The organism is Singulisphaera acidiphila DSM 18658 (assembly GCF_000242455.2).
Taxonomy (GTDB): Bacteria; Planctomycetota; Planctomycetia; order Isosphaerales; family Isosphaeraceae; genus Singulisphaera; species Singulisphaera acidiphila.
Genome location: NC_019892.1, coordinates 710,656 through 732,902 on the forward strand (window position 1 = coordinate 710,656; position 22,247 = coordinate 732,902).

At 62.6% G+C, this 22,247-nt stretch carries 15 protein-coding genes; 10 read left to right on the forward strand and 5 right to left on the reverse strand.

Translation table 11 applies throughout. The annotated features are described in order from the left end of the window. Nucleotides 1-561: 561 nt before the first annotated feature. Entirely contained in the window at nucleotides 562-1,401 is an 840-nt protein-coding gene (locus tag SINAC_RS02765) for a hypothetical protein (RefSeq protein ID WP_015244179.1), read from the reverse strand. A 95-nt stretch (nucleotides 1,402-1,496) separates the two neighbouring features. On the opposite strand from SINAC_RS02765, the gene SINAC_RS02770 reads away from it, so the two are divergent. Then, entirely contained in the window at nucleotides 1,497-4,313 is a 2,817-nt protein-coding gene (locus SINAC_RS02770; RefSeq protein ID WP_015244180.1) for a tetratricopeptide repeat protein, read from the forward strand. 442 nt (nucleotides 4,314-4,755) lie between these two features. Here SINAC_RS02770 and SINAC_RS02775 read toward each other — a convergent pair whose 3' ends face one another. Further along, nucleotides 4,756-6,141 carry an IS4 family transposase gene (locus tag SINAC_RS02775; RefSeq protein WP_015244181.1) on the reverse strand — a complete coding sequence of 462 codons (1,386 nt, stop codon included), beginning with the start codon at nucleotides 6,139-6,141 and terminating at the stop codon, nucleotides 4,756-4,758. Nucleotides 6,142-6,476: 335 nt separating this feature from the next. Between SINAC_RS02775 and SINAC_RS02780 the strand changes: the two genes are divergently transcribed. The 6 genes from SINAC_RS02780 (at nucleotide 6,477) to SINAC_RS02805 (ending at nucleotide 14,590) form a co-directional block, all read left to right on the forward strand. Then, on the forward strand, nucleotides 6,477-7,460 hold the full coding sequence (locus tag SINAC_RS02780) for a hypothetical protein (RefSeq protein ID WP_154673906.1): 984 nt from the start codon (nucleotides 6,477-6,479) through the stop codon (nucleotides 7,458-7,460). A 550-nt stretch (nucleotides 7,461-8,010) separates the two neighbouring features. After that, on the forward strand, nucleotides 8,011-8,652 hold the full coding sequence (locus tag SINAC_RS02785) for a hypothetical protein (RefSeq protein ID WP_015244183.1): 642 nt from the start codon (nucleotides 8,011-8,013) through the stop codon (nucleotides 8,650-8,652). Between the two features lie 43 nt (nucleotides 8,653-8,695). Next, nucleotides 8,696-10,381: a flotillin family protein gene (locus SINAC_RS02790; RefSeq protein WP_015244184.1), complete on the forward strand. Its 1,686-nt coding sequence runs from the start codon at nucleotides 8,696-8,698 to the stop codon at nucleotides 10,379-10,381. A gap of 412 nt (nucleotides 10,382-10,793) precedes the next feature. Continuing rightward, nucleotides 10,794-11,120 carry a MazG nucleotide pyrophosphohydrolase domain-containing protein gene (locus SINAC_RS02795; protein WP_015244185.1) on the forward strand — a complete coding sequence of 109 codons (327 nt, stop codon included), beginning with the start codon at nucleotides 10,794-10,796 and terminating at the stop codon, nucleotides 11,118-11,120. A gap of 133 nt (nucleotides 11,121-11,253) precedes the next feature. Next, the gene (locus tag SINAC_RS02800; protein ID WP_015244186.1) at nucleotides 11,254-13,566 is read left to right on the forward strand and encodes a hypothetical protein; all 2,313 of its coding nucleotides are present in this window, start codon (nucleotides 11,254-11,256) and stop codon (nucleotides 13,564-13,566) included. 97 nt (nucleotides 13,567-13,663) lie between these two features. Further along, a complete protein-coding gene (locus tag SINAC_RS02805) occupies nucleotides 13,664-14,590 on the forward strand; it encodes an ABC transporter ATP-binding protein (RefSeq protein ID WP_015244187.1) in 927 nt (308 codons plus the stop codon). Nucleotides 14,591-14,705: 115 nt separating this feature from the next. On the opposite strand, the gene SINAC_RS02810 is transcribed toward SINAC_RS02805, so the two are convergent. Beyond that, on the reverse strand, nucleotides 14,706-16,028 hold the full coding sequence (locus SINAC_RS02810) for a hypothetical protein (protein ID WP_015244188.1): 1,323 nt from the start codon (nucleotides 16,026-16,028) through the stop codon (nucleotides 14,706-14,708). Between the two features lie 218 nt (nucleotides 16,029-16,246). Between SINAC_RS02810 and SINAC_RS02815 the strand changes: the two genes are divergently transcribed. Beyond that, a complete protein-coding gene (locus tag SINAC_RS02815) occupies nucleotides 16,247-17,599 on the forward strand; it encodes a pyridoxal phosphate-dependent aminotransferase (protein ID WP_015244189.1) in 1,353 nt (450 codons plus the stop codon). Between the two features lie 116 nt (nucleotides 17,600-17,715). Here SINAC_RS02815 and SINAC_RS02820 read toward each other — a convergent pair whose 3' ends face one another. Both SINAC_RS02820 and SINAC_RS02825 read right to left on the reverse strand, forming a co-directional pair. Further along, a complete protein-coding gene (locus SINAC_RS02820) occupies nucleotides 17,716-18,198 on the reverse strand; it encodes a hypothetical protein (protein ID WP_015244190.1) in 483 nt (160 codons plus the stop codon). Next, nucleotides 18,195-18,653, reverse strand: a complete 459-nt coding sequence (locus tag SINAC_RS02825) for a hypothetical protein (RefSeq protein ID WP_015244191.1) — start codon at nucleotides 18,651-18,653, stop codon at nucleotides 18,195-18,197. Before SINAC_RS02825 ends, SINAC_RS02820 begins: the two co-directional genes overlap by 4 nt. Before the next feature lie 365 nt (nucleotides 18,654-19,018). On the opposite strand from SINAC_RS02825, the gene SINAC_RS02830 reads away from it, so the two are divergent. Then, on the forward strand, nucleotides 19,019-21,304 hold the full coding sequence (locus SINAC_RS02830; protein ID WP_015244192.1) for an SPFH domain-containing protein: 2,286 nt from the start codon (nucleotides 19,019-19,021) through the stop codon (nucleotides 21,302-21,304). 253 nt (nucleotides 21,305-21,557) lie between these two features. After that, nucleotides 21,558-22,217 (forward strand): TetR/AcrR family transcriptional regulator, encoded by a 660-nt coding sequence (locus SINAC_RS02835; protein ID WP_015244193.1) that lies wholly within the window; start codon nucleotides 21,558-21,560, stop codon nucleotides 22,215-22,217. The last annotated feature ends 30 nt before the right edge of the window (nucleotides 22,218-22,247 follow it).

Genomic DNA, 22,247 nt, shown 5'->3' on the forward strand with positions numbered 1-22,247 from the left:
GATCTGTTGAGAGATCGCAATTCAGGCAAAGCGAGTGGGTCGTCTCAGGGGAGAAGCACCAGCAGGCTTAAGGGGAGAACTACGCGGGGATTATCCGTTTTGTCGTCACTCGCTGGTCTCGCACTTCTCAAGCGAACTCCGGCACAAGCGGAGTTGATGCTTGAGAAGACCGAGCGAGTCGGCATGCACGTTCCGAGTGCATGGATCGTGGGGATCATACACAGGTTGAACAACCTTCGCCATGCCCTCTTCGAGGAGACTCTCTCGAGGGAATGAGTGCGGGGATGGACTTTTTGTCACCTAACCCGTGAATACAGAATGACCTGAGTCGTTGCCGGCGCGAGTGAAAACTTACCTGATTTTTTTTGAAAATTACCTGAATTTAATCCTTCTCAGGTCTGCGACTGTCGATTCTGAGGCTGCGACGGATATTTAGAGGGGCGCTATCTCTCTCCTGAAGTGGGGGCGGATTTCCCTCGCATTGCACAAGCCGTAAGAGACAGAACGAGAGGAATTGGGGAAACCGGCGGAAGCGTGTGCCACTCGCCGGTAAACCGCTTTTTATGGACGTTCTGGACCCGGCTCTTCAAGACGTTGGCTATCGCGGGCGCGGTGATACCAGCACCAGAGGAGCCGGTGGGTCGAGTATTCCAGGAGGGCCTGCGAACTGGGGAAGGCGGACTCGGCCGGGTCTTTGCGCTCGACGATCAACCGGGTGGGAGGAGTGACGTCGGCGCGTTCGGCCCGGGCGCAGAGGTCGGCCAGGAATACCGGGAAGTTCTCCGACGCCTTGGGGCTCAGGCGATCTCCCAGGTAGGCGTAGTTCATCTGGTTCTCGACGATCCGGAAGGCGATCAGCGGGTCGCGGCGGATGATGATGGCCTCGCCGATCGGGTCGCGAAGCACTCGGCTTGCTCGCTTGCTCCGGTCGGGCGGCTTACCGACTCGGAGCGTGATCGCCCGGAGCCCCACCGCCAGCGCGGCGGACCAGGCGGGCGGACTGGCCTTGCGGTAGACGTCCTCCGTGTCGATCCGCCCGGCGCTGATCAGGTCGATCCGATCCCAGGGGACCCAGTGCGTCGCCTCGCCGTGGAGCCCTTGGACTCGCAAGCCCTCCGGCAGGCAGGCGGCGGTGTGGATCTTGCGCGGGGGGACGATGTCGGGGAACTGGTCGATCCGTCGCGCCTCGGCGGGCACGCCGTACTCGTACAGGCCGTCGAGCAAGGTCCGGGTCTCGGCCTCGGTCAGCGGCCTGGGCCAGATCCCGGGGGCCCGGGCGATCCACTGCAACGCGTCGGTGGGGTGAATGCCCGTCACCTTGCAGAAGAGGTCGCGGACCCCCTGGGGGTCGTCCACTTCCTCGAAGACCACCAGACGGTACATGGGGTTCGTGTTGGCCATGGTTCGACCTCGCCTTGATCCGTGTCGCCGCATGCGGTTCGGTGGTTCATTTCCTCCGTCCCCTATGTTAGCGTGGAAAGGAACAGGAGGTGGGTATGCTCTGCGAGATTCTACTGACTTTGCTCGTGACGTTGGTGGCCCCATCCGACGGGCTCGATGACGCTCGTCGGCTTTTGCAGAACGGTCGCTACGCCGAGGCTCAGGAGGCGTACGAGGCGATCCTCAAGGAGGCCGACCTTCCCGCCCCCGCTCGCGCCAAGGCCGTGCTCGGCCAGGCCGATTGTCTGGCCAGCCAGGGAGAAGTCGAGAAGGCGGTCGCCACTCTGACCGACCTTGCCGCGCAGCAGCCCCAAAACGCGGACCTCGCTGCCCGGGTGGCCGACCTGCAATTCGCGCGGGGCGACTGGGAAGCGGCCGGAACGGCCGCCCAACAGGCCCTCAAGGTCGATTCCGACCACATCGCCGCGCATTGGGTCGAGGCCCGCCTCCTGGAGGCGCGGGGAGAACTTGATAAAGCGGTCGGCGCCTGGAAATGGTTCATCGACCGGTACAATGAGCGCCAGGCCGACATCGCCAAGGACGCCGAGGCGCTCCTGATCGTCGGCCAAGCCTCCGAGCGATACTATCGGGCGATGGCGCGAGGGGACGAGCTGAGCGATTCGCTCAACGACGTCATCAACGAGATCTACGAAGGTGCGCTCAAGGCCGACCCCCTCTGCTGGCAGGCCCCCTGGCTCGAGGGGCGTTTGTTCCTCTCCGGCTACAACGAGGCTGCGGCGGCCAAGGAACTCGCCCGGGCCTTGCAGATCAACCCGCAGGCCGCCGAAATCCTGGTCACGCTCGGCAACGCCGACCTCCAAGGGTACAAGCTGGCCGCCGGCCGAGCGAAGGTCGAGCGTGCCCTGGCGATCAACCCGCGATATGCCCCTGCGCACATCTTGCTGGCCGACCTGAACATCTCCGACGAGCGCTTCACCGACGCTCTTGCCGCCGCTGAGAAGGCGGTCGCCGAGAACCGGCACGACCAGGACGCCCTGGCCCGGCTCGCCGCCGCTTGCCGCTTGCTGGTCGACCCGGTCGGCGCTGCGGTCGCCGAGGCCATCGCCCTGGCCGACAACCCGAGACCGGCCACCTTCTACGCCGCACTCGGCGAGCGCCTGGCCGACCGGCGCAAGTACCACTCGGCCGAACGCGCTTTCCTGCTCGCGGCAGCCGCCGACCCCCGCCGCGCTGAGGCCCCGATCGGCCTCGGCATGCTCTACATGCAGATCGGCCGCGAGAACGAGGCTCGCGAACTCTTTCAGGCCGCCTTCGCCGCCGACCCGTTCAACGTCCGCGCCAACAATCAAATGCTCGTGCTCAAGCACATGGCTTCGTACAAGCCGATTCTCACCGAGCATTACAGTGTCCTGGTCGACCCCAAGCAGGACGAGCTGCTGGGCAAGTACATGGGCCGCTACCTTGAGTCGATCCACGGCGAGCTGACCACCCGATTCGGTTATTCCCCCCCCGAGCTGACTCAGGTCGAGATCTTGAAGGACCACAAGTGGTTCAGCGGCCGGACGATCGGCCTGCCGTTCATCCCGACCGTCGGCGCCTGCACGGGCAAGGTGGTCGCCCTGGCCAGCCCCCGCGCCACCGGCAAGCCGTTCAACTGGGCCCGGGTGCTCAAGCACGAACTCGTTCACGTCATCACCTTGCAGCAGACCGACTTCAACATCCCGCACTGGTACACCGAGGCCCTGGCCGTTGAGAGCGAAGGGTTCCCTCGCCCCCAGGAGTGGAACAAGCTCCTTTTGGAACGCGTGCCGAGCCGTTCGAAGCTCCTCAACCTCGACACGATCAACCTCGGCTTCATCCGTCCCAAGGAACCCGACGACCGCCAGATGGCGTATTGCCAGGCTCAGCTCTACGCGCAATACATGCTCAAGCGGTTCGGCTCCGACGCCTTGATCAAGATGCTCGACGCCTACCGTCGCGGTCTGACGACCGATCGGGCGATTGTCGCCTGCTTCCAGGTGGAAAAGGCCGACTTCGAGGCTGAGTACCTTACCTCGCTCGACGAGGTGGTCAAGACGATCCGGACCCGGGTCAACGACGAGAAGCCGGTCAAGTTCTCCCAGCTCGAGCGGATGATCAAGGAGAAGCCGGACGACGCCGACCTGAACGCCCGGATGGCCTACGAGCACTTCGCCCGCCGCGACCTCAAGGAGGCCCGCCCCTTCGCCGAGAAGGCGCTCAAGGCCGTGCCGCATCAGCCCTTGGCCAGCTACGTCAAGGCACGCTTGCTCGTCACGATCGGCGACGAAGAGGGCGCACTTGCGGTTCTCGAGCCGGCCCTCAACCCGGACAAGCCCAACGAGCGGGTGATCGACCTCCTGGCCGAGCTCCAGATGAAGGCAGGGAAGCTCGACGAAGCCGAGCGGCTCTACGAGATCGCCCGCCGCGACGATCCGGTCCACACCAAGTGGATCGCCGGCCTGGCCCGGGTCCATCTGCGGCAGAAGAACGACGCCAAGTTCCTGGCCGACCTGGCGATGATCGCCGACAACGACGCCGACGACCTCGACGTCCGTAAGGCCCTGGCCGAGCGCCACCTGACCGCGAAGCAACCGGAGCAGGCCGAGAAATGGGCCATGGAGTGCCTCTACGTCAACGTCTACGACCCCGCCTGCCACATCTTCCTCGCCGATGCCCTGGCGGCCCAGAAGAAGTTCGCCCCGGCCATTGAGGAGTTCCAGACCGCGATCGACCTGAAAGCGAAGCGTCCCAACGACCTCAAAGTCCGGCTCGCCAAGGCTCAACTCGGCCTCGGCAACCGCGACGCGGCCAAGGCGACTCTTGATGCCCTGCTCAAGGATGACCCCGATCATCCCGAGGCCAAGGAGCTGCGGAAGGAAATCGGCGACTGAGGGCCGAATCGATACCGAGAGAGAAAAGCCGTGTTCTCGATCGCTATTTCGACGGGCGGGGAACGCTGACGGAATCATTTCCCGAAATCGGACCACCCATCCCCCCAGGAAATGAGGAAGTTGTTGCGTCAGCGTTCCCCGGGGCTACGATGAACCCGCCGGTAACCGCCTCGACGGAAAAACGAGCGCGAAATTTCGCATATCCGTGGAGTCACGCATGCATTGGGCAGCCCCGGAGGGGCGACCGTTTCTAGCCAGGGGTGAAACCCCTGGAATCGGTTCAGCATATCAGGATCATGCAGCCCTGAAAGGGCGACCGTCGAAAGAGGCCACACGCATTTCACGGTCGCCCTTTCAGGGCTGCAATAACATTTTGATACAAGTTCGCCATGTCTCCAGGGGTTTCACCCTTGTCCTTACCAAGAACGTTTGCGCAGTAATGCTACTCCAAGCGAAGGTCCAGCTCAGCCCCCTGAACCATCGCTTGGAGCTTCATCCATCCCCTCCAGATCGTTTGCCATCCCGGCTCACCGTCCCCCTTCCGTCCCAGGAATCCCCCGAGTTTCGCCAACTCCCGAAAAAACTGATACGTTCCCCATGGCAACGCCTCAGTCGTTCGCCGAAACGCGCGGAGCACGGCCACATATTTTGGCGGGGCGGCTTCGATCGCCGGCCGTTCCGGTTCCGATCGGGCGATCCCTTTCAACTGCAAGAGCCGTACCGCCACCACTGACAGCAGACCCGTCAGCGCCTCCAGCCGATGGCTCGCCTTGAGTTGATGATCGGCTGCACTGCAACCCGATTTCAACGCTTTGTGCCATTCTTCGATCAGCCATCTCTTTTCATAATAGGAAATGATCCGCAACGCATCCTCAAGGCAGGCCACTTCCAGAGAAGTGTACAGCACCCATTCGATCGGTTCTTTGACCGAGGCGGGCGGATCGACCTCACGCACACACACCACGTATTGCGCGATCGGTTGCGGATCGAGACCCTTCAGCGAGTCCGCGGGCTGCCGCGGTACGAGCATCGTCGCCCGCACGAACGTGACGGTGAGCTTGGCGGTTCGCGCCGGCAATCCGGGACGAGACCGCAGCTTGAGCGTGAAGCAACCCGCTTGCGGTACCGATTCGAGTTCCTCCTGCAACGGGCGTTCGAGACCATCGGCACCCTGGACGCGTCGGTGCAGGCTCTTGACCCGTCCGACCCAATCGACGCCCTGACGCTGGGCGCGGCAATAGACCTCGAAATCGTCGGATCCACGGTCCATGACGTGAACCCAGCGTGTGTTTTGGGGCGGGGAACCGATCAGTTCGATGAGTTTTCCCCAGACCTCCGACTCGCGATCGCGTTTGCGGCGTTGCGTCCGACTCTCCCCCTTGGGAACCGGTTTGCGATGAAAGAGAATTTGGCCTGCGAGGCCGTAGACGACCTCGTCCTTGTGGGAGACCATCAATCCGGAGTGGATCATGAAGCCCTGACCCGTGCCCGTACCAACGGGTCCCACGCCTTGAATCTGTCGGGTGCATCCGAAATCAATCTCGGTGGTGTCGTCAAGGATCAGGGCCATCTCGGGGCTGGTTTCCCGGATCGAACGCCAATGCGGCTCGGCAATCGCCCGGAAGTTGACGGCCGAGGAGTCGAGCAGGCGATAAGCGGCCCTGAGGTCGTCCCAATTGCCCGTCGCTTTCGGAAGACTGGCCGAGGAATCCACGGCGATTTGCGTGGCGAGTCGGATCAGCCGCGTTTCTCGGCGTTTGTCGCCCAGATCGGCACCGGCGAAATTGGCTTGGGCCCAAGCCTCAGGGTCGGTCAGTGTGGGACTCATGATGAGCATCCGAGCAAGCCAGGGTACCTTGCCCCGGGCCGTCAGACCGACGGGTGGGTCAAGAGAAGCATTGACTATGCCAGATTGCCCGAAAAAAGCAGGGGGAAACTCTGGATTCTGTACGAATGTTCTTGGTAAGGATAAGGGTTTCACCCCTGGCTAGAAACGGTCGCCCCTTTGGGGCTACAAGGGACCTACGGATCGGAACGGGCTTGGGGCCATCCCGGCCTGAATCCCCAAGTGGGCGTATGCGGGATGTGCACATCTGAAGTCAGAGTCGGCCCATGATAAACCGCTCTCGGGGCATTCTCAAGATGAAGACGAGAGAAGGCGTTGTGTTCGAGACAACAGGACTTCTGGGCCAGAATACCGGTTCAACCCCGAACCGATCGTGGTGGAGTTGCACGCTCACTGGACTGGTTATGGGAGGGATGCTTGGGGCCGTGAGTGTGGGGGTGGAATACCTGCTCCGTGGGCGGGATCTTCATGAGGTGGCGTTGCCCACTTACCTCCTTCTTTATCCGCTCATTGGCTTCGGGCTGGGTGGGTTGTATTACCGCCATCCCCATATCCGGCCCTGGGTGCGTCCCCCCGGTTTTTTCGCGGTCGAGCCGCTGCCTCCGGAAGAGGCCGAGGCGCGTGGCCAGCGGAGCCGGCGATTCATGGGGATCGGCTTTGGTGCAGGGATCGCCACCTCGTTCTTGGCGACGGCCTTCGACTTCGTCTGGCGCGGTTGGCCGTTTCTGGCGGAGACGTTGATCCCGGCCCTGCTCTGGTGGCCCTACCTGGGCCTGTTAATTGGCTACTCGGTCAGCCTTCAACCGGGCGCCCCGAAGCCTTCGATTCGGAATATCCGTTTCCGGATGCGAACCTTGATGATTCTTGTGGCGTACGTCGCGCTCCTCTTTGGTTTTGGGACTCAGTCTGCACGATACAGCGGCATGGCCCGGATCTATCACGAGAAAGGGAGAAGCGCACGGACGATGGTTGACTTTTTTCAGAGTCAGGTTGAGAAAAGCCGTGCTGATCTGAAGCGAACCGACGCTGCGAAGGAACTCCGTGCAGGACGTATCCCCGACAGATTGCTCCCATCGCAGAAAGAATTCTTGAAGGGACTGGAAGGGAAAAGCACCGAGGAGTACAGACAATACCGGTACGGACTCATTGCCGACGGCGAGGATCGCCAAGCCCGGCTTGCTGCGGGGAACGTGGTGCAGTGTGGCGTACGCGTCGACTATTACAAGAGGCTCGCTGCGAAGTATGCAAAGGCTGCGCGGGAGCCCTGGATGCCTGTGGAACCCGATCCGCCGATGCCGTGAATGATGGTGGGCACGCTTCGGGATAACGATAAAAGAGGCGTTCTTCGTGCCAGAAGCCGTTTTGTCTTGATTTAAGCATGAATGGGTTGTGATGTTTGGCGGGACTGCCTTGTTCTTCGTTATGTAACTCTCGCTGAACGGAACGCTGAGCAGGAGAGCGTTCAGGGTGTGGAGTCGTTGGTTAACTCCGTCGCGTCTGAGGACGTACCTAACGTTTGAATTCTGGGATTTGCCGCGACGTTCCATCGCCGTTCCCTTCCCGGCTGGCTCACGGTCATGAAATTGGATTCGATTCTGAAAGACTCGGCAATCTTTGCCGAAAGTCGACGAATACGTTTCTGAAGTGTCGGTTGCAGCCTGCCAGTCCTCGGGGGCGGTGGCAAGCCACTGTCGATACTTGTGGGGCAAGATGGCAGAAGCATGCGTTTTGTGCTATCGTATTGATGCAAAGAGAGTTTGTTGGAGGCGACCGGCTTTTCTGTAAAATAAGAGTGAGCGAATTGTCTCGGCGAGACACGGCCGATAGGTTCGCAGACATTTGGAGGCAATCGTGCATCAGTTCTTCTTGATTTGTGCGACGATCGGCGGCACGATCCTCCTTTTGCGCTTGGCTCTGTCACTGGTGGGGCTCGGAGTCGACAGTTTCGACGGTGCGATCGGTGACCTTGGGGATGCCGAGATCGACGCGGACTTCCCCGAGGATGCTTCGGCCGACCCGATCGACGGTGAGTACGGCCAGGGCCATCACCTGGAGCTCGGGCGGATCTTCACCTTTCAGGCGATCGTCTCGTTTCTGGCCTTCTTCGGGATCGGCGGGCTCGCGGCGCTGGAGGCCAAGCAAAATGCGAGTGTCGCGGTGCTCGTTGGCACGGTGACCGGCGTTGTGACCGTCTCGCTGCTGGGTTATGCCTTGCGGGCGCTTCGCAAGCTCAATTCCGATGGCACCGTGCGGATTGCCCAGTCAATCGGGCTGGGGGCAACGGTCTACCTTCGGATCCCGGCCAATGGCGGCGGTGAGGGGAAAATCACCCTGCCGATTCAAGGGCGAACCATTGAGGTCCTGGCTCGTACGCCCGGCCCTGCGCTTCGCACTGGCGATCCGGTCGTCGTCAGCCGGGTCATCGACGAGCAGACCGTTGAGGTTGTCATGCCTCCGTGTTCGATCGTCAAGCCGGATCCCTTGCCTGAATGAACCCGACCCATCCTTTGATAACTAGGAAAGCGTAAAGGCAGCCATGTTCTCACTTATCGTTGCAGCTTTAGACCTGGGTGACGTGGCGCCGCCTGGGGGGTGGTGGCCGGTTGTTGGTGCGGCGCTGTTCGCCGTGGCCGTCTTCGGGGTCGTCACCACGGCCCTGCGGTGCTACAAGCGGTGTCCGTCGAACAAGGTGCTGGTCAAGTGGGGCGTGGGGACAGGGGCGAAGTCGGCCACATGTGTCCACGGCGGGGGGACGCTCGTCTTCCCGATCTTCCAGGACTATGACTACCTGGCGCTGGAGCCGATCCAGATCGAGATCCCGCTGCGTGGGGCGCTCTCGGTCGAGAATATCCGGGTGAATGTCCCGAGCGTCTTCACCGTGGCCATCGGCACTGAGCCCGAGGTAATGCAGAACGCCGCGATCCGGCTCTTGAACCTGTCTCGCGAGCAGGTCAGCGCCCAGGCGGCCGACCTGATCTTCGGCCAGCTCCGCCAGGTGATCGCGTCAATGTCAATCGATGAGATCAACCGCGATCGTGAGAAGTTCCTGGAGAACATCCAGAACTCACTGGAGATGGAACTGCGGAAGATCGGCCTGGTGCTGATCAACGTCAATATCACCGACTTGACCGACGACTCGGGGTACATCGAGGCGATCGGCCGCAAGGCTGCCAGCGCCGCGATTCATCAGGCCGAGATCGACGTGGCCGAGCAGCAGAAGTACGGGTCGATCGGTGTCGCCAAGGCGAAGCAGTTGCAGGCCATCGAGGTCGCGAACGCCGAGAAGCTTCGCGAGATCGGGACCAAGGGGGCCGAGCGTGAGCGGGCCGTCCAGGTCGCCGAGCTGCTGAAGGAAGAAAAGATCGGCGTCGAGACGGCCGCCTTCGAGCAGCAGGCCAGCGTCAAGCTCGCCGAGCGCGAGATGCGGATCAAGCTTGCCGAGGCGGACGCCCAGGCGATCGGAGGCGAGAACGAGGCCAAGGCGAAGATCGCCGCCTCGAACGCCGACCTCGCCTTTAAACAGGCCGAGGCGTTCCAGATCGGCGAGACCAAGCGGCGCGAGGCCGATGCCGGCGTCGAGGAGGCCGCTTTCCGCGCCCAGACCAAGGCCGCGCTGGCCCAGGCCGAGAAGATCGAGGCCGAACAGCGGGCCCAGCTCGAGGCCGTCGCCAAGGCCAAGAAGGCCCAGGTGATCGTCGAAGCCGAGGCTGCGGCCGAGCGCCGGCGGATCGAGGCGGAGGGGGATGCCAAGGCCATCTTCGCCAAGCTCGAAGCGGAAGCTCGCGGTAACTACGAGATCCTCGCCAAGAAGGCGGAAGGGCTCCGCGAGATCGTCTCCGCTTGCGGCGGTTCGCAGGAAGCCTTCCAACTGCTGATGCTCGAACACATCGACACCCTCTCGCAGACCGCCGCGCAGGCGATCTCGAATATCAAGTTCGACAAGGTCATCGTCTGGGAGAACGGTGGCTCCAACGGCACAGGGGCCACCGCCGGCTTCCTCCAAAACATGGCCAAGACGTTGCCCCCCGTGCTCCAGATCATGGAGAATATCGGCGGCGTCAAGATGCCCGACTTCTTCGGCAAAATGGTCGACACCGCCGCCGACTCCGAGAAAGTCGCTGCCAACGGCCACATTCCCACCGCAAAGGCCCCTGCTCCCGCTTCCGCCTCCAAGCCCAAGCTCTCCGCCGGTGAAGGAAGCACGCCCGTCAAGCCGTCCTGATCCAACGGGAAGGACCGTTCCGCGTGCCCAGGATTTCGAAAGATTCCCCTGGGACCGCGGGCGACCTGGCCGCAATTCCTGCTTCAATCAATCCATTCGAGAGCGAGTGGGGCGCCTGCGGTTCTCAGGAAGGGGCATCCTGGATCCGCTTGGCATCTCCCAAGGGGGCTGGCTCGGCTCTTGCGGCCGATCGGGCCGGCACGTAAACTCTCCAGGGACATCGTGTTCGCGTCGATTGCCTCGAATCGGGCAGGAAGACGGGCCGCAACGGTTGAACAAAATCGCTGGCCGACGCGAAGCATACAGAATGCGCCCCATGATTCCCCCTCGGTCTCAGCGAATCCGCGACCGTGCCGGGCGCATCGTTTGGGATTTGCATTTGAGCTAAGGACTTTTGTAAGATCTAGGTGTAATGAACGAACAACCGGTAGGTGTTGGTCTGACGATCGGCGGTTTGCAGCGGCTGATCCGCGAGATGTACGGCGCGAAGGATGAGGCGCGAGGGGATGCGGCCACCTTCCTCTGGCTGAGCGAGGAGTTCGGCGAGTTGGCGACCGCGCTGCGGTCGGGAACGGCCGAGGAGCTCGCCCTGGAGATGGCCGACGTTCTGGCCTGGCTGGTGACTTTGGCCAATATCCGGGGGGTTGACCTCGAGGCGGCGATCCAGAAGAAGTATGGGACAGGCTGTCCCGGCTGTCACGCCTTGCTTTGCGTTTGCGACCCGTCTGAGAAACCTTGATCTTGATCCTGATTTTGATCCTGTAGGGTGGGTGGGCACGGCCCACCGGACCTTCCACATGGTGGGGCATGCTCACCCTACGGGATGTTTAGGCGACCGCTCGTCTCGACTCGATCTTCAAGGAACGTGCATCATGCAACCTCGTCTGGGACGTTGGCCGTTGGCGGCGGTCGTGGCGTTGGCGGTCATTCTGCCCGCCAACGTGTGGGGAGCGGCGAAGCGCCCGCCGATCGAGGTGGAGAACTTGCGGGTCGGGTTCACCACGGGGAGCTCGAACAACCTGTTCAAGGTGGGTGCGTGGACGCCGGTCTGGGTCCAGCTCAAGGCAGGCGACCAGCGGTTCACCGGGTCGATGGAGCTGGTTGTTCCCGACGACAATGACACGCCGACCGCGGTCCATCAGGTCATCGACCTGGCGCCTGGGGAGAGCCAGCGGTTCACGACCTACACCCGTCCCGGCACGATCAACCCCGATTTCGATATCCGGCTCTCGGATCCGAGTCGCAAGGTGCGGATGCCTCGGGTCGCCGGGTCGTCGCTGGCGAGGTTCAACGCGATCCGGGCGGACGAGACGTTGGTGCTGACGATGGGGAAGCCGCAAGGGGTCGACCTGATTCCGACGCTCCCGGGGTTTAACGTCGACCAGAGTACGCCCGACCGGGGCACTGTGATCGCCCGGGTGGACGCGGCGGGGGGATATCTACCGGGGCGTTGGTACGGGTACGACGCCGCCCGCGCGGTGGTGCTCGACACGAACGATCACGCGGTCATGGCCTCGCTCGATGCGCTCCGGGGCCGGGCCTTGGTCGACTGGGTCCGTCGCGGGGGACACCTGGTGGTGTCGGTCGGGGCTAACTGGCAGGCGGTGCGCGACAGCGTGCTCACGCCGATCCTCCCCGCCCTGCCGACCGGGCAGCAGCGGGTCAACGACCTGGGGGCGATCGAGTCGTTCGCCAGCGGCTCGACCAAGCCGATTTCCCCCGGCGGCGTGGCGGTGATGGTCGCGAAGTTGGAGGAGATCGAAGAGCGGGGAGGCAAGGTGCTCAGCCGGGCGGCCGGCGCTCCGCTCGTCGTTCGCGGCTCGCACGGCTTCGGCCGGGTCACGCTCATTGCCCTGGACGTCGATCAGAAACCGTTCTCGAACTGGGAAGACCGGGGGCTCTTCTGGGTCCGGGCGATCGGACTTCGCCGCTTGAACTCCGACACCAGCAGTTCCAATGCAGCGGTCATGGGAGGTGCCGGGAAGATCTACCAGTCGGGCGTGCACGACCTCTCCACCAAGCTTCGCGAGGCGCTCGAGCAGTTCCAGGGGGTCAAGCTGATCTCGTTCGGCTGGGTCGCCTTCTTCATCTTCCTCTACATCCTGCTGATTGGGCCGGGGGACTACCTGTTCCTCAAGAAGGTGGTCAAGCGGATGGAGCTGACCTGGATCACCTTCCCCTTGATCGTGGTGTCGGTGAGCCTGCTCGCCTACTACGCGGCCTACGTGGTCAAAGGGAACGTGCTTCGCGTCAACAAGGTCGATATCGTCGACGTCCTCCAAGGGCCAGGCCCCGAGAACTCGGTCCCGGCGTCGGGCCTGATTCGGGGGAGTACGTACCTTGATATCTTCAGTCCGCAGAACCGTGACTACAACGCGTCGATCATTCCGTTGCCGCTCGATCGCGACTCCCCCGCGAGTCCGGACCCGAGCGCCGGCGATACCCCCCCTCGCCTGCCTGCCGGCACCGACGTGATGGTGAGCTGGTTCGGTGTTCCCGAACCGGGGTTCGGCGGGATGGGCAACCGCTCACAGATGAACTTCTCCAGCGGCGGCTACGCGTATCTCCCCGCCGGCGGGGCCGAGAAACTCGAAGGGGTGCGGATTCCGATCTGGAGCACCAAGTGTCTCACGGGCCGCTGGTTCGGACCGGGCCCGGCCACTCCGTTGATCGAGTCCGACCTGCGGCCGGCCGGGCCTGACCGGCTGGAGGGCGCGGTGACCAACCGCGTGGGCGTCCCGCTCCACGACGCGATTCTCGCCTTCAACCGGCAGATCTATCTGCTGGGGAAGATTGAGCCGGGGGCCACCGTTCGGGTCGCGCTGAGCCAGGACCGCCAGTTGTCGGGCCATATTCGTGATAAGATCAATGGCTACATCCCCACGCAGTCGTATTCCAACAACGCCGGCGACGGAGCCCCGATCAATCGGCCCGACCTGTTGCTTGGCCTGATGTTCCACGACGCGGTGGCGGCCTCAGCGACGGACTCCACGGTGGCCAGCAACGCGCTCTATGAGCTCGATTTGACCGGCCTGCTCCAGCTTGACCGGCCGATGCTCGTGGCCCGGATCGACCGGGCGTCCTCGCGGCTGGCGCTGGAGAATGCTCCCAGCGCTCCGCAAGTCGATCAGACCACGCTGCTTCGCGTGATCTTGCCGCTCGACACGAGCGGACCCAAGAAATGAGCCAAGATGTTTCAGGGCGTGTGCCATACGTTGCAACCCGGTTGGCCGACGGCGTGCTTCTTCCCACGCACGCTATCGAGATGAGAGAGCAGGCTCCATGATCGAGACCAACGACCTGACCAAGATGTACGGTGAGCTGTACGCCCTGAACCGGCTCAACCTGACGCTCGACAAGGGAGACGTCTACGGCTTCATCGGCCCCAACGGTGCGGGCAAGACGACGACCATGCGGATCCTGGCCACGCTTCTCAACCCGACCTGGGGCGAGGCCACCGTCTGCGGCTACTCAATCTACACCGGGGCCAAGGACATCCGCCGCGCGATCGGCTACATGCCCGACTTCTTCGGCGTCTACGACGACATGAAGGTCATCGAGTACCTCGAGTTCTTCGCCGCCGCCTACCGGATCAAAGGCCCGGCGCGGAAGAAGATCTGCGAGGAGGTGCTCGAACTGGTCGACCTGACCTACAAACGTGACGCCCTGGTCACCAGCCTGTCGCGCGGGATGACCCAGCGGCTCGGCCTGGCGCGGGTCCTCCTGCACGACCCGCAGGTCCTCCTGCTCGACGAGCCCGCCTCGGGCCTCGACCCCCGCGCCCGGATCGAGATCCGCGCGCTCTTGAAAGAGCTCCGCCTGATGGGCAAGACCATCCTGGTGTCGAGCCACATCTTGCCCGAGCTTGCTGATATCTGCAACAAGATCGGGATTATCGAGCAGGGCGTCCTGCTCGTCAACGGCGCGGTCGTCGATGTGATGAAGCAGGTCCGCACCGACATCGTCCTGAACATCGCCGTGGCCGACCGCCTGACCGATGCGGCTAACATGCTTGAGAACCAGCCCGAGGTCGAGAGCGTCCAGGACAAGAACGGCGTCCTGATCGTCAAGATGAACGAAGGGGTCGTGCAGTACAGCTTTCTGGCCAGCCGCCTGATCGAGCAAGGCTACGACCTGACCCTCTTCAAGGAAGACGAGATCAACCTCGAGACGGCCTTCATGCACTTGACCAAGGGAATCACGAGTTGATTCGTGGGCGAGTGTCTGTGGGTGTCTCCCCGGTCTCAATCAAAATCCCCCCGGCCGAAGGCAGCAAAGTGCCTTCGGTCGGGGGGCGTTCGTTGACAGGCTTCCCACGTCGGACTCAGAAGGGGTTCGGAGGAGGCGGGGGCGAGAAGCCGAGCCGAGCGACGAAGTTGGTCGCCACGAATTGGCTGGGGTTCGAGGTGGCTGGGACCGCGAAGCCTGTCCCTGCGATGAGGCCCGGGATCACGAGAGCGTTCGTGAGGGTGTTCGTCGAGGCGACGACGACGCCGTTGACCAGGAAGACGGATGGGGATGCCGAGGCGAGGATTCCACTGGCGTCCGTGGCCGTGCTGGCGGTAATCGAGCTGTTGGCGATGCCCGCGGCTGCCGTAAAGATACTCCCCGGCCCGATGAGCACATCGCCCTGGACGTATCCCGAGAGCGAGGGGAGGGAGGTGCTCGTACCGGTTCCGAGCAGGGACTGGTTGAGCGCCAGGAAGTTCGACCCCGTGCCGGTCCCCTTGGGCGGTTGGGGGGTCGCGCCGAGGAATCGGCCGACGTTGACCGACGCCCCGTTGAGGAGGGTCAAGTCCTGGCCGACGTTGAATAGGTTGAGGTCGCGGCCGATGACGATGCCAGGTCCGCCGTCGAGCTTGACGTTGTTGAGTACGTCGAGCGTGTTCAGGTCGCCCCCTGTCTGGATCGAGGCACCGGGAAGCAAGTTATTGAATGCGATCCGATCGATGGCCGTTGTGCCCTGGGAGACCAAGGGGCCGGACAGGTTGGCGGTATGGAAGCCGAGGATGGCCCCAATCTGGCCGCTGTTGACGGTGATCTGGCCGATGTCGAGAATCTTCGACTGGTTCGTCTGACCGTAGGCGAAGCTGTGCGCGTAGCCCTTGCGCTGGGGGAATGGCTGAGGGCTGATGTCGAGTTCGGACTGAGTTGTCGTGCCGTCGATGATCAGCCCCACTCGGCCTCGGGGCATGGCGTAGGCGCGAACCGTGCCGATCGGCTGGACCGGTCCCCCGCCGGGGATCTGACCCTGGATCGGGTTCTGGGCCCCCGGGACGCTTGCTCCCGAAGAGGATTGCGACTGCCCTTGTCCCGCAGGGGGGATGAACTGCGTCAGGCTGATCTTGAAGTGGCTGCCATCGGGAGCCGCGACGATCACGCTCTGGCCGCCGTGGGCCGTTTGGGTTGCGATCTTGTTGCCACGCGGGTACTGGGCGACGGGGAATCGAGGTGCGCCCTGCGAGAGAAACTGCGGGTTATTGTTGTTGAACGCGATGCCCGGCTTGGGATTCCTGAGGAATACGCCGGCCGGCAGTTTTGATGTCTTCCCGGACATCAGGACGCGGGTCTCGAGCGTCTCGTGCTCCAACGTCGGCCGAAACGCGCGATGGTTCGTCCGGCGGCCCTCCTTGCGATCAACCGACATCTGAGATCCTCCTTGATCAGATCCTGAAGGCACCGCACCCGCCTCGGGCCGGGCACCGGGGCGATGGCCACGGTGGTTGCCCAGGGAATTCGGCGCGCCAAAGCACCACTGTCTGGCCCTCAGTATCGGCGCGCCGCTTTGTCCTTCAATGACGAATTGGCCGGCTGGTTGGCCTCGCGGTTCGTCTGGTGAGCGTGGTGACGGATCAGCCGTTTGGTATGATCATGCTGATTGATTGGGCATTGCGGGACGTGAGCCTGCTGGGCCACAATGGTCGTGTGGCTCCGCGAGTGCTTTCGGAACCGAAAATCCTTGCCGGCGTGGCCAGCACGCCGACCTTATCCCGGGCCTGGCGTGCCCTCCTCTGCCGTGCGAAATCCTCATTCAAGCGTCAAAGACCGATGCAACACCCAGTGCTCTCGCAGAAGGCCGCGCGGTTCACCGAGAGCGTGATCCGCGGCATGTCGATCGAGGCGTTGAAATACAACGCGGTCAACCTGGCTCAGGGGATGCCCGACTTCCCTGCCCCGCCCGACTTGAAAGCGGCCGCCTGCCGGGCCATCGAGTCGGACATCAACCAGTACGCCGTCACCTGGGGCGCGCGGGGCTTGCGCCAGGCGATCGCCGAGCACGCCAGCTGGCACCTCGGGCTGACGGTCGATCCGGAGACCGAGATCACCGTCACCTGCGGCAGCACCGAGGCCATGCTCGTGGCCTTGCTCTCGCTGATCAACCCGGGGGACGAGGTCATCCTGTCGCAGCCCTTCTACGAGAACTACTGGCCCGACTGCGTTCTGGCCGGCGCGGTCCCTCGGTTCTTCCCGATGCGCGCTCCCGACTGGACATTCGACCCCGACGAGCTGGCCGCCGCCTTTAACGACCGGACCAAGGCAATCGTCCTCTGTAATCCGAACAACCCGACCGGCACCGTCTTCTCGCGTGCCGAGCTCGAGCAAGTCGCCGCGCTCTGCCGCAAGTGGGATGTCATCGCCATCACCGACGAGATCTACGAGCATATCGTCTACGACGGCCGTCCCCACGTGGCGCTTGCCTCGCTTGATGGGATGCGCGAGCGCTCGGTGACGATCGGCGGGATGTCGAAGACCTACTCGGTGACCGGTTGGCGGGTCGGTACGATGATCGCCCCGGCCTCACTGACTCACGCGTTTCGCCAGGTCCATGACTACGTCTCGATCGGCGCGGCGGCCCCGCTCCAGGAGGCCGGTGCCTTCGCCTACCGGATGCCCCGCGCGTATTACACCAAGCTCTCGGCCGACTACCAAAGTCGGCGCGATCGCCTTTGCTCGGCCTTACTCGACGTCGGCTTCGACCTTGTCCCCCCACACGGGGCCTACTACGTCATGGCCAACATCGAAGCCTTCGGCGCCACCGACGACGTCGCCTTCGCGCGACACCTGGTCCGCGATCTCGGCGTAGCCACCGTCCCCGGCTCTAGCTTCTTTCACGACAAAGCGCTGGGCCGGCAATACATCCGTTTCTGCTTCTGTAAGCAAGACTCGACCCTCGATGCAGCCATCGAGCGGCTCAGGAAATTGCAGGTGATCGTCTGAAGCGGAGAGTTGGACAACCGACCTGCCAGGGCTTGGGGAGATGACTGGCAGGTCTTTGGTTAAGGTCGATTGCAGGAGGTTAGGGACCGACGAGCGAATCCCAGAGTGAAAACGGTTTAAAACCAGTTCTCGAAGTTCTCCAGGAGAAGATCGAGCATTCTCAGTAAATTAAAGCCGTTGCGTGATCTCAGACGCCTCGAGAATGCGAAATCATGCTCGACCGAAGCGTGCTCTGGCGAAGCTCGAGGCCAGGGGTATTCCGTGTTTGGACCGTCTGCGGCGAGGGCTGGGGCCAGTCTTTCAAGTTCGTAGGCTATATCGGAGATGTCAGCAATCCATTCTCCGAAACGCGTCAAGTCTCGAAAGCCGATTCCTTCTGCAACGCGACGATTCGTTGCGATTGCGCGGATGAACCTCACGAATGCCGCGTGACCGAGTGCTTTCGCCCCAGGAGTCCGCCAGAAATAGGCTTTCGCCAGCTTTTCGGTGAGCATCTGGAGATAGAGCAACTGATGGCAGGCCGGTTGAGAGGCCAACAGTTGCAGAACCTCTCTATCGGACCGGGCTTGGATGAGATAGAGGCGTTGTCGCTCGTTCATCGATCACCAGGAAGAATTGCCTGGTAACCCTCCAGGACCCACCCTGCCGGAAGTGCCAGTCGACCTGCCAGAATTGCATCGAACTGGCGTGGGGTGACATCCGCCACGAAGAGTTGATAAGTCACGCCTTCGATGTCGGGCATGAAGTCGACCGCCTCAATCGGCGCGTTTTCCGGAATGTGTGCCAGCTCATTCACCTCGAGCAAGCGGACTTCCTCGGCCGGAGCCTCGCTCGGCAGATACAAAATCTGGCTGATCCCTTTATCAATGGCGAAATGGCGTCGCGCGATCCATTGTGCGAATTCGAGTGGGCTCATCCCTCGCGCAGGCGGACGCTCCCGCTCCTCTCGCTCGACCGCCTGACGTCGTTCCCCATCGACCTTACGGATCAGGTCGGAGTATTGTCTCTGCGGCAGTTCACGCAGTTGCTTAAACAATTCTTCGACGTCAGGCATGTCGGTTCTCTCCGCGACCGCGGTCGGAAGGATCAGGTCGATTTTGATTCTTTGCAGAGGAGAAGGGACGCCTTGGTCCCCATTGTATCATAACGGTTTACCAATCTTAGGGAAAAGAAACGGTCGGGCCGGCCGCGTGATTGGACGATTTCTTTGCCGGGGTTTCGGATCAACCGAAGGTGTTTCTCCTAAAAAACTAAGAGCACTTATTCGGGAAATACTCATAAATATCAAGTGGATGCCTGACGAATGCTCCCCAACGGGCTCAAGTCCAGCGCGTTGCGATTAGGGGTAATGCGGGGACTGAGAAAACTTTGCGGTGGCATCTTCCCGTCGGTGACGCCGGGGCCAGACGAGATCGCAACATGTTCGCGGCAATGGGGATGTGGCTTGGGCCAATGCTCTGGGCCCAACTCTTTCCTGGGGACTGGTTCGTGTTCTTGGCGGCGGGATTCTTCGGTGTCGTGCTTGGGGCGGTCGTGTTATCGGGGATGAGGTACATCCCGAACAACAGGGTGGGGATCGTCGAAACGCTGTGGTCGCCCAAGGGATCAGTCCCTGAAGGGCGGATGATGGCGCTCATGGGAGAGGCGGGCTTTCAGGCCGACCTGCTCCGTGGTGGCGTGCATTTTGGGTTGTGGGCCTGGCAGTATCGGATCCACCGGGTCAACCTGGTGACGGTGCCACAAGGCAAGATCGGCTATGTCTACGCTCGGGACGGCGAGCCCTTGGAAGCGAGCCAGACCTTGGGGCGAGTCGCCGCTTGCAACAACTTTCAGGATGCCCGCGCGTTCCTGGTCGGCGATGTCGTGCCAGCGCCGGGCGAGGAGGCCCTCCCCCTGGGCCAGCGCGGTCGGCAACGAATGATCCTTCGCGAGGGGGTTTATGCGATCAACCTCGCCTTGTTCGTGGTGATCACCGAGGATGCAGCCTACCGGCTGGAATTCCAGGGACGCCGCGAATTGGAGACCATCGTCGGCTGGCAGAACGAGCTGAAGGCGTCGAACGGGTTCAACCCCGTCGTGATCGGGGCGCCGATCCAGGCGCCTGACCCGATCCATCCCGAGCGGCAGATCACGGTCGATAGCCTCGGGATCGTGACGGTACAGGACGGTCCGAGCCTTGGCCCCGGCGAGATTATCGCCCCGGCGGTCGGCACCCGGCGCGAGGATAAACATTTCCACAATAACTATCAGGATCCGGAGGCGTTCCTCGCCGCCGGTGGGCATCGCGGTCGGCAGTATGTGCCGCTGACGGATGGCACCTATTTCATCAACCGCTGGTTCGCGTCGGTTGAGGTGGTGCCCAAGACGGTCGTGCCGATCGGCTTTGTCGGTGTGGTGGTCAGTTATTACGGGCGCACCGGGCAGGATGTCTCGGGGACCGGGTTCCGCCACGGTGAGCGAGTCGCCGAAGGGGAACGCGGCGTCCTGGAGCGGCCGCTCGGCCCTGGCAAGTACGGGTTCAACCCGTATGCCGGCAGCATCGTGATGGTGCCGACGACGAACTTCGTCCTGCACTGGGTCACCGGCCGAACCGAGACCCATCGCTACGACGAGAGCCTGCGCTCGATCGACCTTGTCACGAAGGATGCGTACGAGCCGACGCTGCCGCTCTCGGTCGTCGTCCATATCGACTATCAGAAGGCCCCGAACGTCATCCAGCGGTTCGGCGACGTCAAGAAGCTGATCACGCAAACGCTCGACCCGATGCTTTCCGCCTTCTTCCGCGACGTCGCCCACAAGCGGACCATGCTCCAACTCTTGCAGGATCGCGACGACATTCAGCGCGAGGGGCGCGAGACCCTCTCGGCCCGGTTCAGCCAGTTTGACATCGAGTGCGTGGACGTCCTGATCGGCAAGCCGGATACGGCCGAGGCGGGGGGCAAGATCGAAACCTTGTTGGAGCAGTTGCGCCAGCGCCAGCTCTCGGTCGAACAGATCGAAACCTATCAGCGCCAGCGGGCCGCCGCCGAGACCTTGCAAACGCTCAACGACGCTCAGGCGCAGGCGACGATGCAGACGAGCCTGACGAACTCCAAAGTCCAGATCCAGATCGTCGAGAACCAGGGCGAGGCCGAACTGGCCAAGACCCGCAAGGCCGCCGAGGCCGACCTCGCCCGCGCCCAGAAAATGGCCGAGCAGATGGTGGTCACGGCCCAGGCCGAGCTCAATCGCTCGCGCAAACAGGCCGAGCAGATGGTGGTCCTCGCCCAGGCCGAGGCCGAACAACGCACGCTCGCCGGTAAGGGCGAAGCCTCGAAAATCGCCCAGATCGGCCTGTCGGAGGCGTCGGTTTTGCTCCGCAAGGTTCAGTCGTTCTCCGACCCGAGGCTGTACGCGCTCACCCAGATCGCGAACCAACTCGCCAACAGTAATCAGCCCTTGGTTCCCCAGCGCGTTTTCATGGCCGGAACCAGCGGCCATTCCGCCAACGGCGACTCCCATCACGGCGCCGACAGCTCCGCCCAAGGGCTGTTCGGACTCCTCATCAGCCTGATGGTCGCCGAGAAATCGGGCTTCGGCGTGGCCGAGGCCGAAGGGGCAAAGTCGCTCGAAGAGTATGCCGAAAAGATGACCCGTGAGGCGATGACCGTCGCTCCCTCGACAACACCCAACGGGGTTACCAACGCCAAGCCCGACGCGAGTTGATCGCGATTTGTATGCAGGTATGAAAATGCACCGGGGTCGTTTCGATTCACGATCGAGGCTGTCCCGGTGTCTTCGCTGCGGACGCGCCGGCTCGAAAGGCGAGTCAAAAAAAACCATGGAGCAGAAAGCCTCGCCTGTTACCGTGAGCTTCACGGTATGGAACTTCGCCGGTTCACAAAGCACCCTCTCCGGCTAGTCCGGTTCGTAAAGAGTGAGCCTTGATCTTTCGAATGCGGACACCCATATTGAAGGTATGCCAAAACCTTCTCACCGCGAAAAACTCCTTGTGGCGGGCTTCGAAGTGGTACTCGAACGCGGGTACTGCGGCGCAAGCGTCCGCGACATCGTTCAGGCCGCGGGCGCCCCGCAGGGGTCATTCACCAACCACTTCGCCTCGAAAGATGCGTTCTGTCTGGAACTCCTCAACAGGTACTTCGCCATGGTTGAGGAGAACATCCGCCTCACGCTCCGCAATGACGCGGCTGCGCCGCTCGCCCGCTTGGAGGAGTGGTTCGACATCTTGTTGCACTTTCTGAAAAAGGCCGAGATGCGAAACGGCTGCCTGATTGGCAACTTCAGCGCCGAGGCGGGCGAGCACAGCGAACCGATTCGGCAGCGATTACGCGAAATCTACGACGAAATCCACCGTTCGGTGGCCTATTGCCTTGAGGCCGCAGTGCAGGCAGGGGAACTGCATGCTTCGGCCGACTGCGACGCGCTCGCCCACTTCCTCTACGCGGCCCTTCAAGGTGCGATCCTTCAAGGGAAGGTCGAGCACAGCGCAGTTCCGTTGGAACGATTCAAGAAGACTCTCTTCGCCATGGTCCTTCGCCCGGACGATTGCGTTCCGAGCGGCCCACGCGGCCGAGGGCAACTGCGCCGCAGGACGCCGCGTGAAAGCAACCGGCCATAGTGCCGACCGCGCTCAACGGGGTACGGCGTT

Excerpts from the sequence above, each read along its gene's own strand:
- SINAC_RS02810 (WP_015244188.1), bottom strand. The coding sequence starts at position 16,028 with ATGTCGGTTGATCGCAAGGAGGGCCGCCGGACGAACCATCGCGCGTTT.
- SINAC_RS02795 (WP_015244185.1), top strand. The coding sequence starts at position 10,794 with ATGAACGAACAACCGGTAGGTGTTGGTCTGACGATCGGCGGTTTGCAG.
- SINAC_RS02835 (WP_015244193.1), top strand. The coding sequence starts at position 21,558 with ATGCCAAAACCTTCTCACCGCGAAAAACTCCTTGTGGCGGGCTTCGAA.
- SINAC_RS02820 (WP_015244190.1), bottom strand. The coding sequence starts at position 18,198 with ATGAACGAGCGACAACGCCTCTATCTCATCCAAGCCCGGTCCGATAGA.
- SINAC_RS02805 (WP_015244187.1), top strand. The coding sequence starts at position 13,664 with ATGATCGAGACCAACGACCTGACCAAGATGTACGGTGAGCTGTACGCC.
- SINAC_RS02770 (WP_015244180.1), top strand. The coding sequence starts at position 1,497 with ATGCTCTGCGAGATTCTACTGACTTTGCTCGTGACGTTGGTGGCCCCA.
- SINAC_RS02775 (WP_015244181.1), bottom strand. The coding sequence starts at position 6,141 with ATGAGTCCCACACTGACCGACCCTGAGGCTTGGGCCCAAGCCAATTTC.
- SINAC_RS02825 (WP_015244191.1), bottom strand. The coding sequence starts at position 18,653 with ATGCCTGACGTCGAAGAATTGTTTAAGCAACTGCGTGAACTGCCGCAG.
- SINAC_RS02815 (WP_015244189.1), top strand. The coding sequence starts at position 16,247 with ATGATCATGCTGATTGATTGGGCATTGCGGGACGTGAGCCTGCTGGGC.
- SINAC_RS02830 (WP_015244192.1), top strand. The coding sequence starts at position 19,019 with ATGTTCGCGGCAATGGGGATGTGGCTTGGGCCAATGCTCTGGGCCCAA.
- SINAC_RS02765 (WP_015244179.1), bottom strand. The coding sequence starts at position 1,401 with ATGGCCAACACGAACCCCATGTACCGTCTGGTGGTCTTCGAGGAAGTG.
- SINAC_RS02800 (WP_015244186.1), top strand. The coding sequence starts at position 11,254 with ATGCAACCTCGTCTGGGACGTTGGCCGTTGGCGGCGGTCGTGGCGTTG.
- SINAC_RS02790 (WP_015244184.1), top strand. The coding sequence starts at position 8,696 with ATGTTCTCACTTATCGTTGCAGCTTTAGACCTGGGTGACGTGGCGCCG.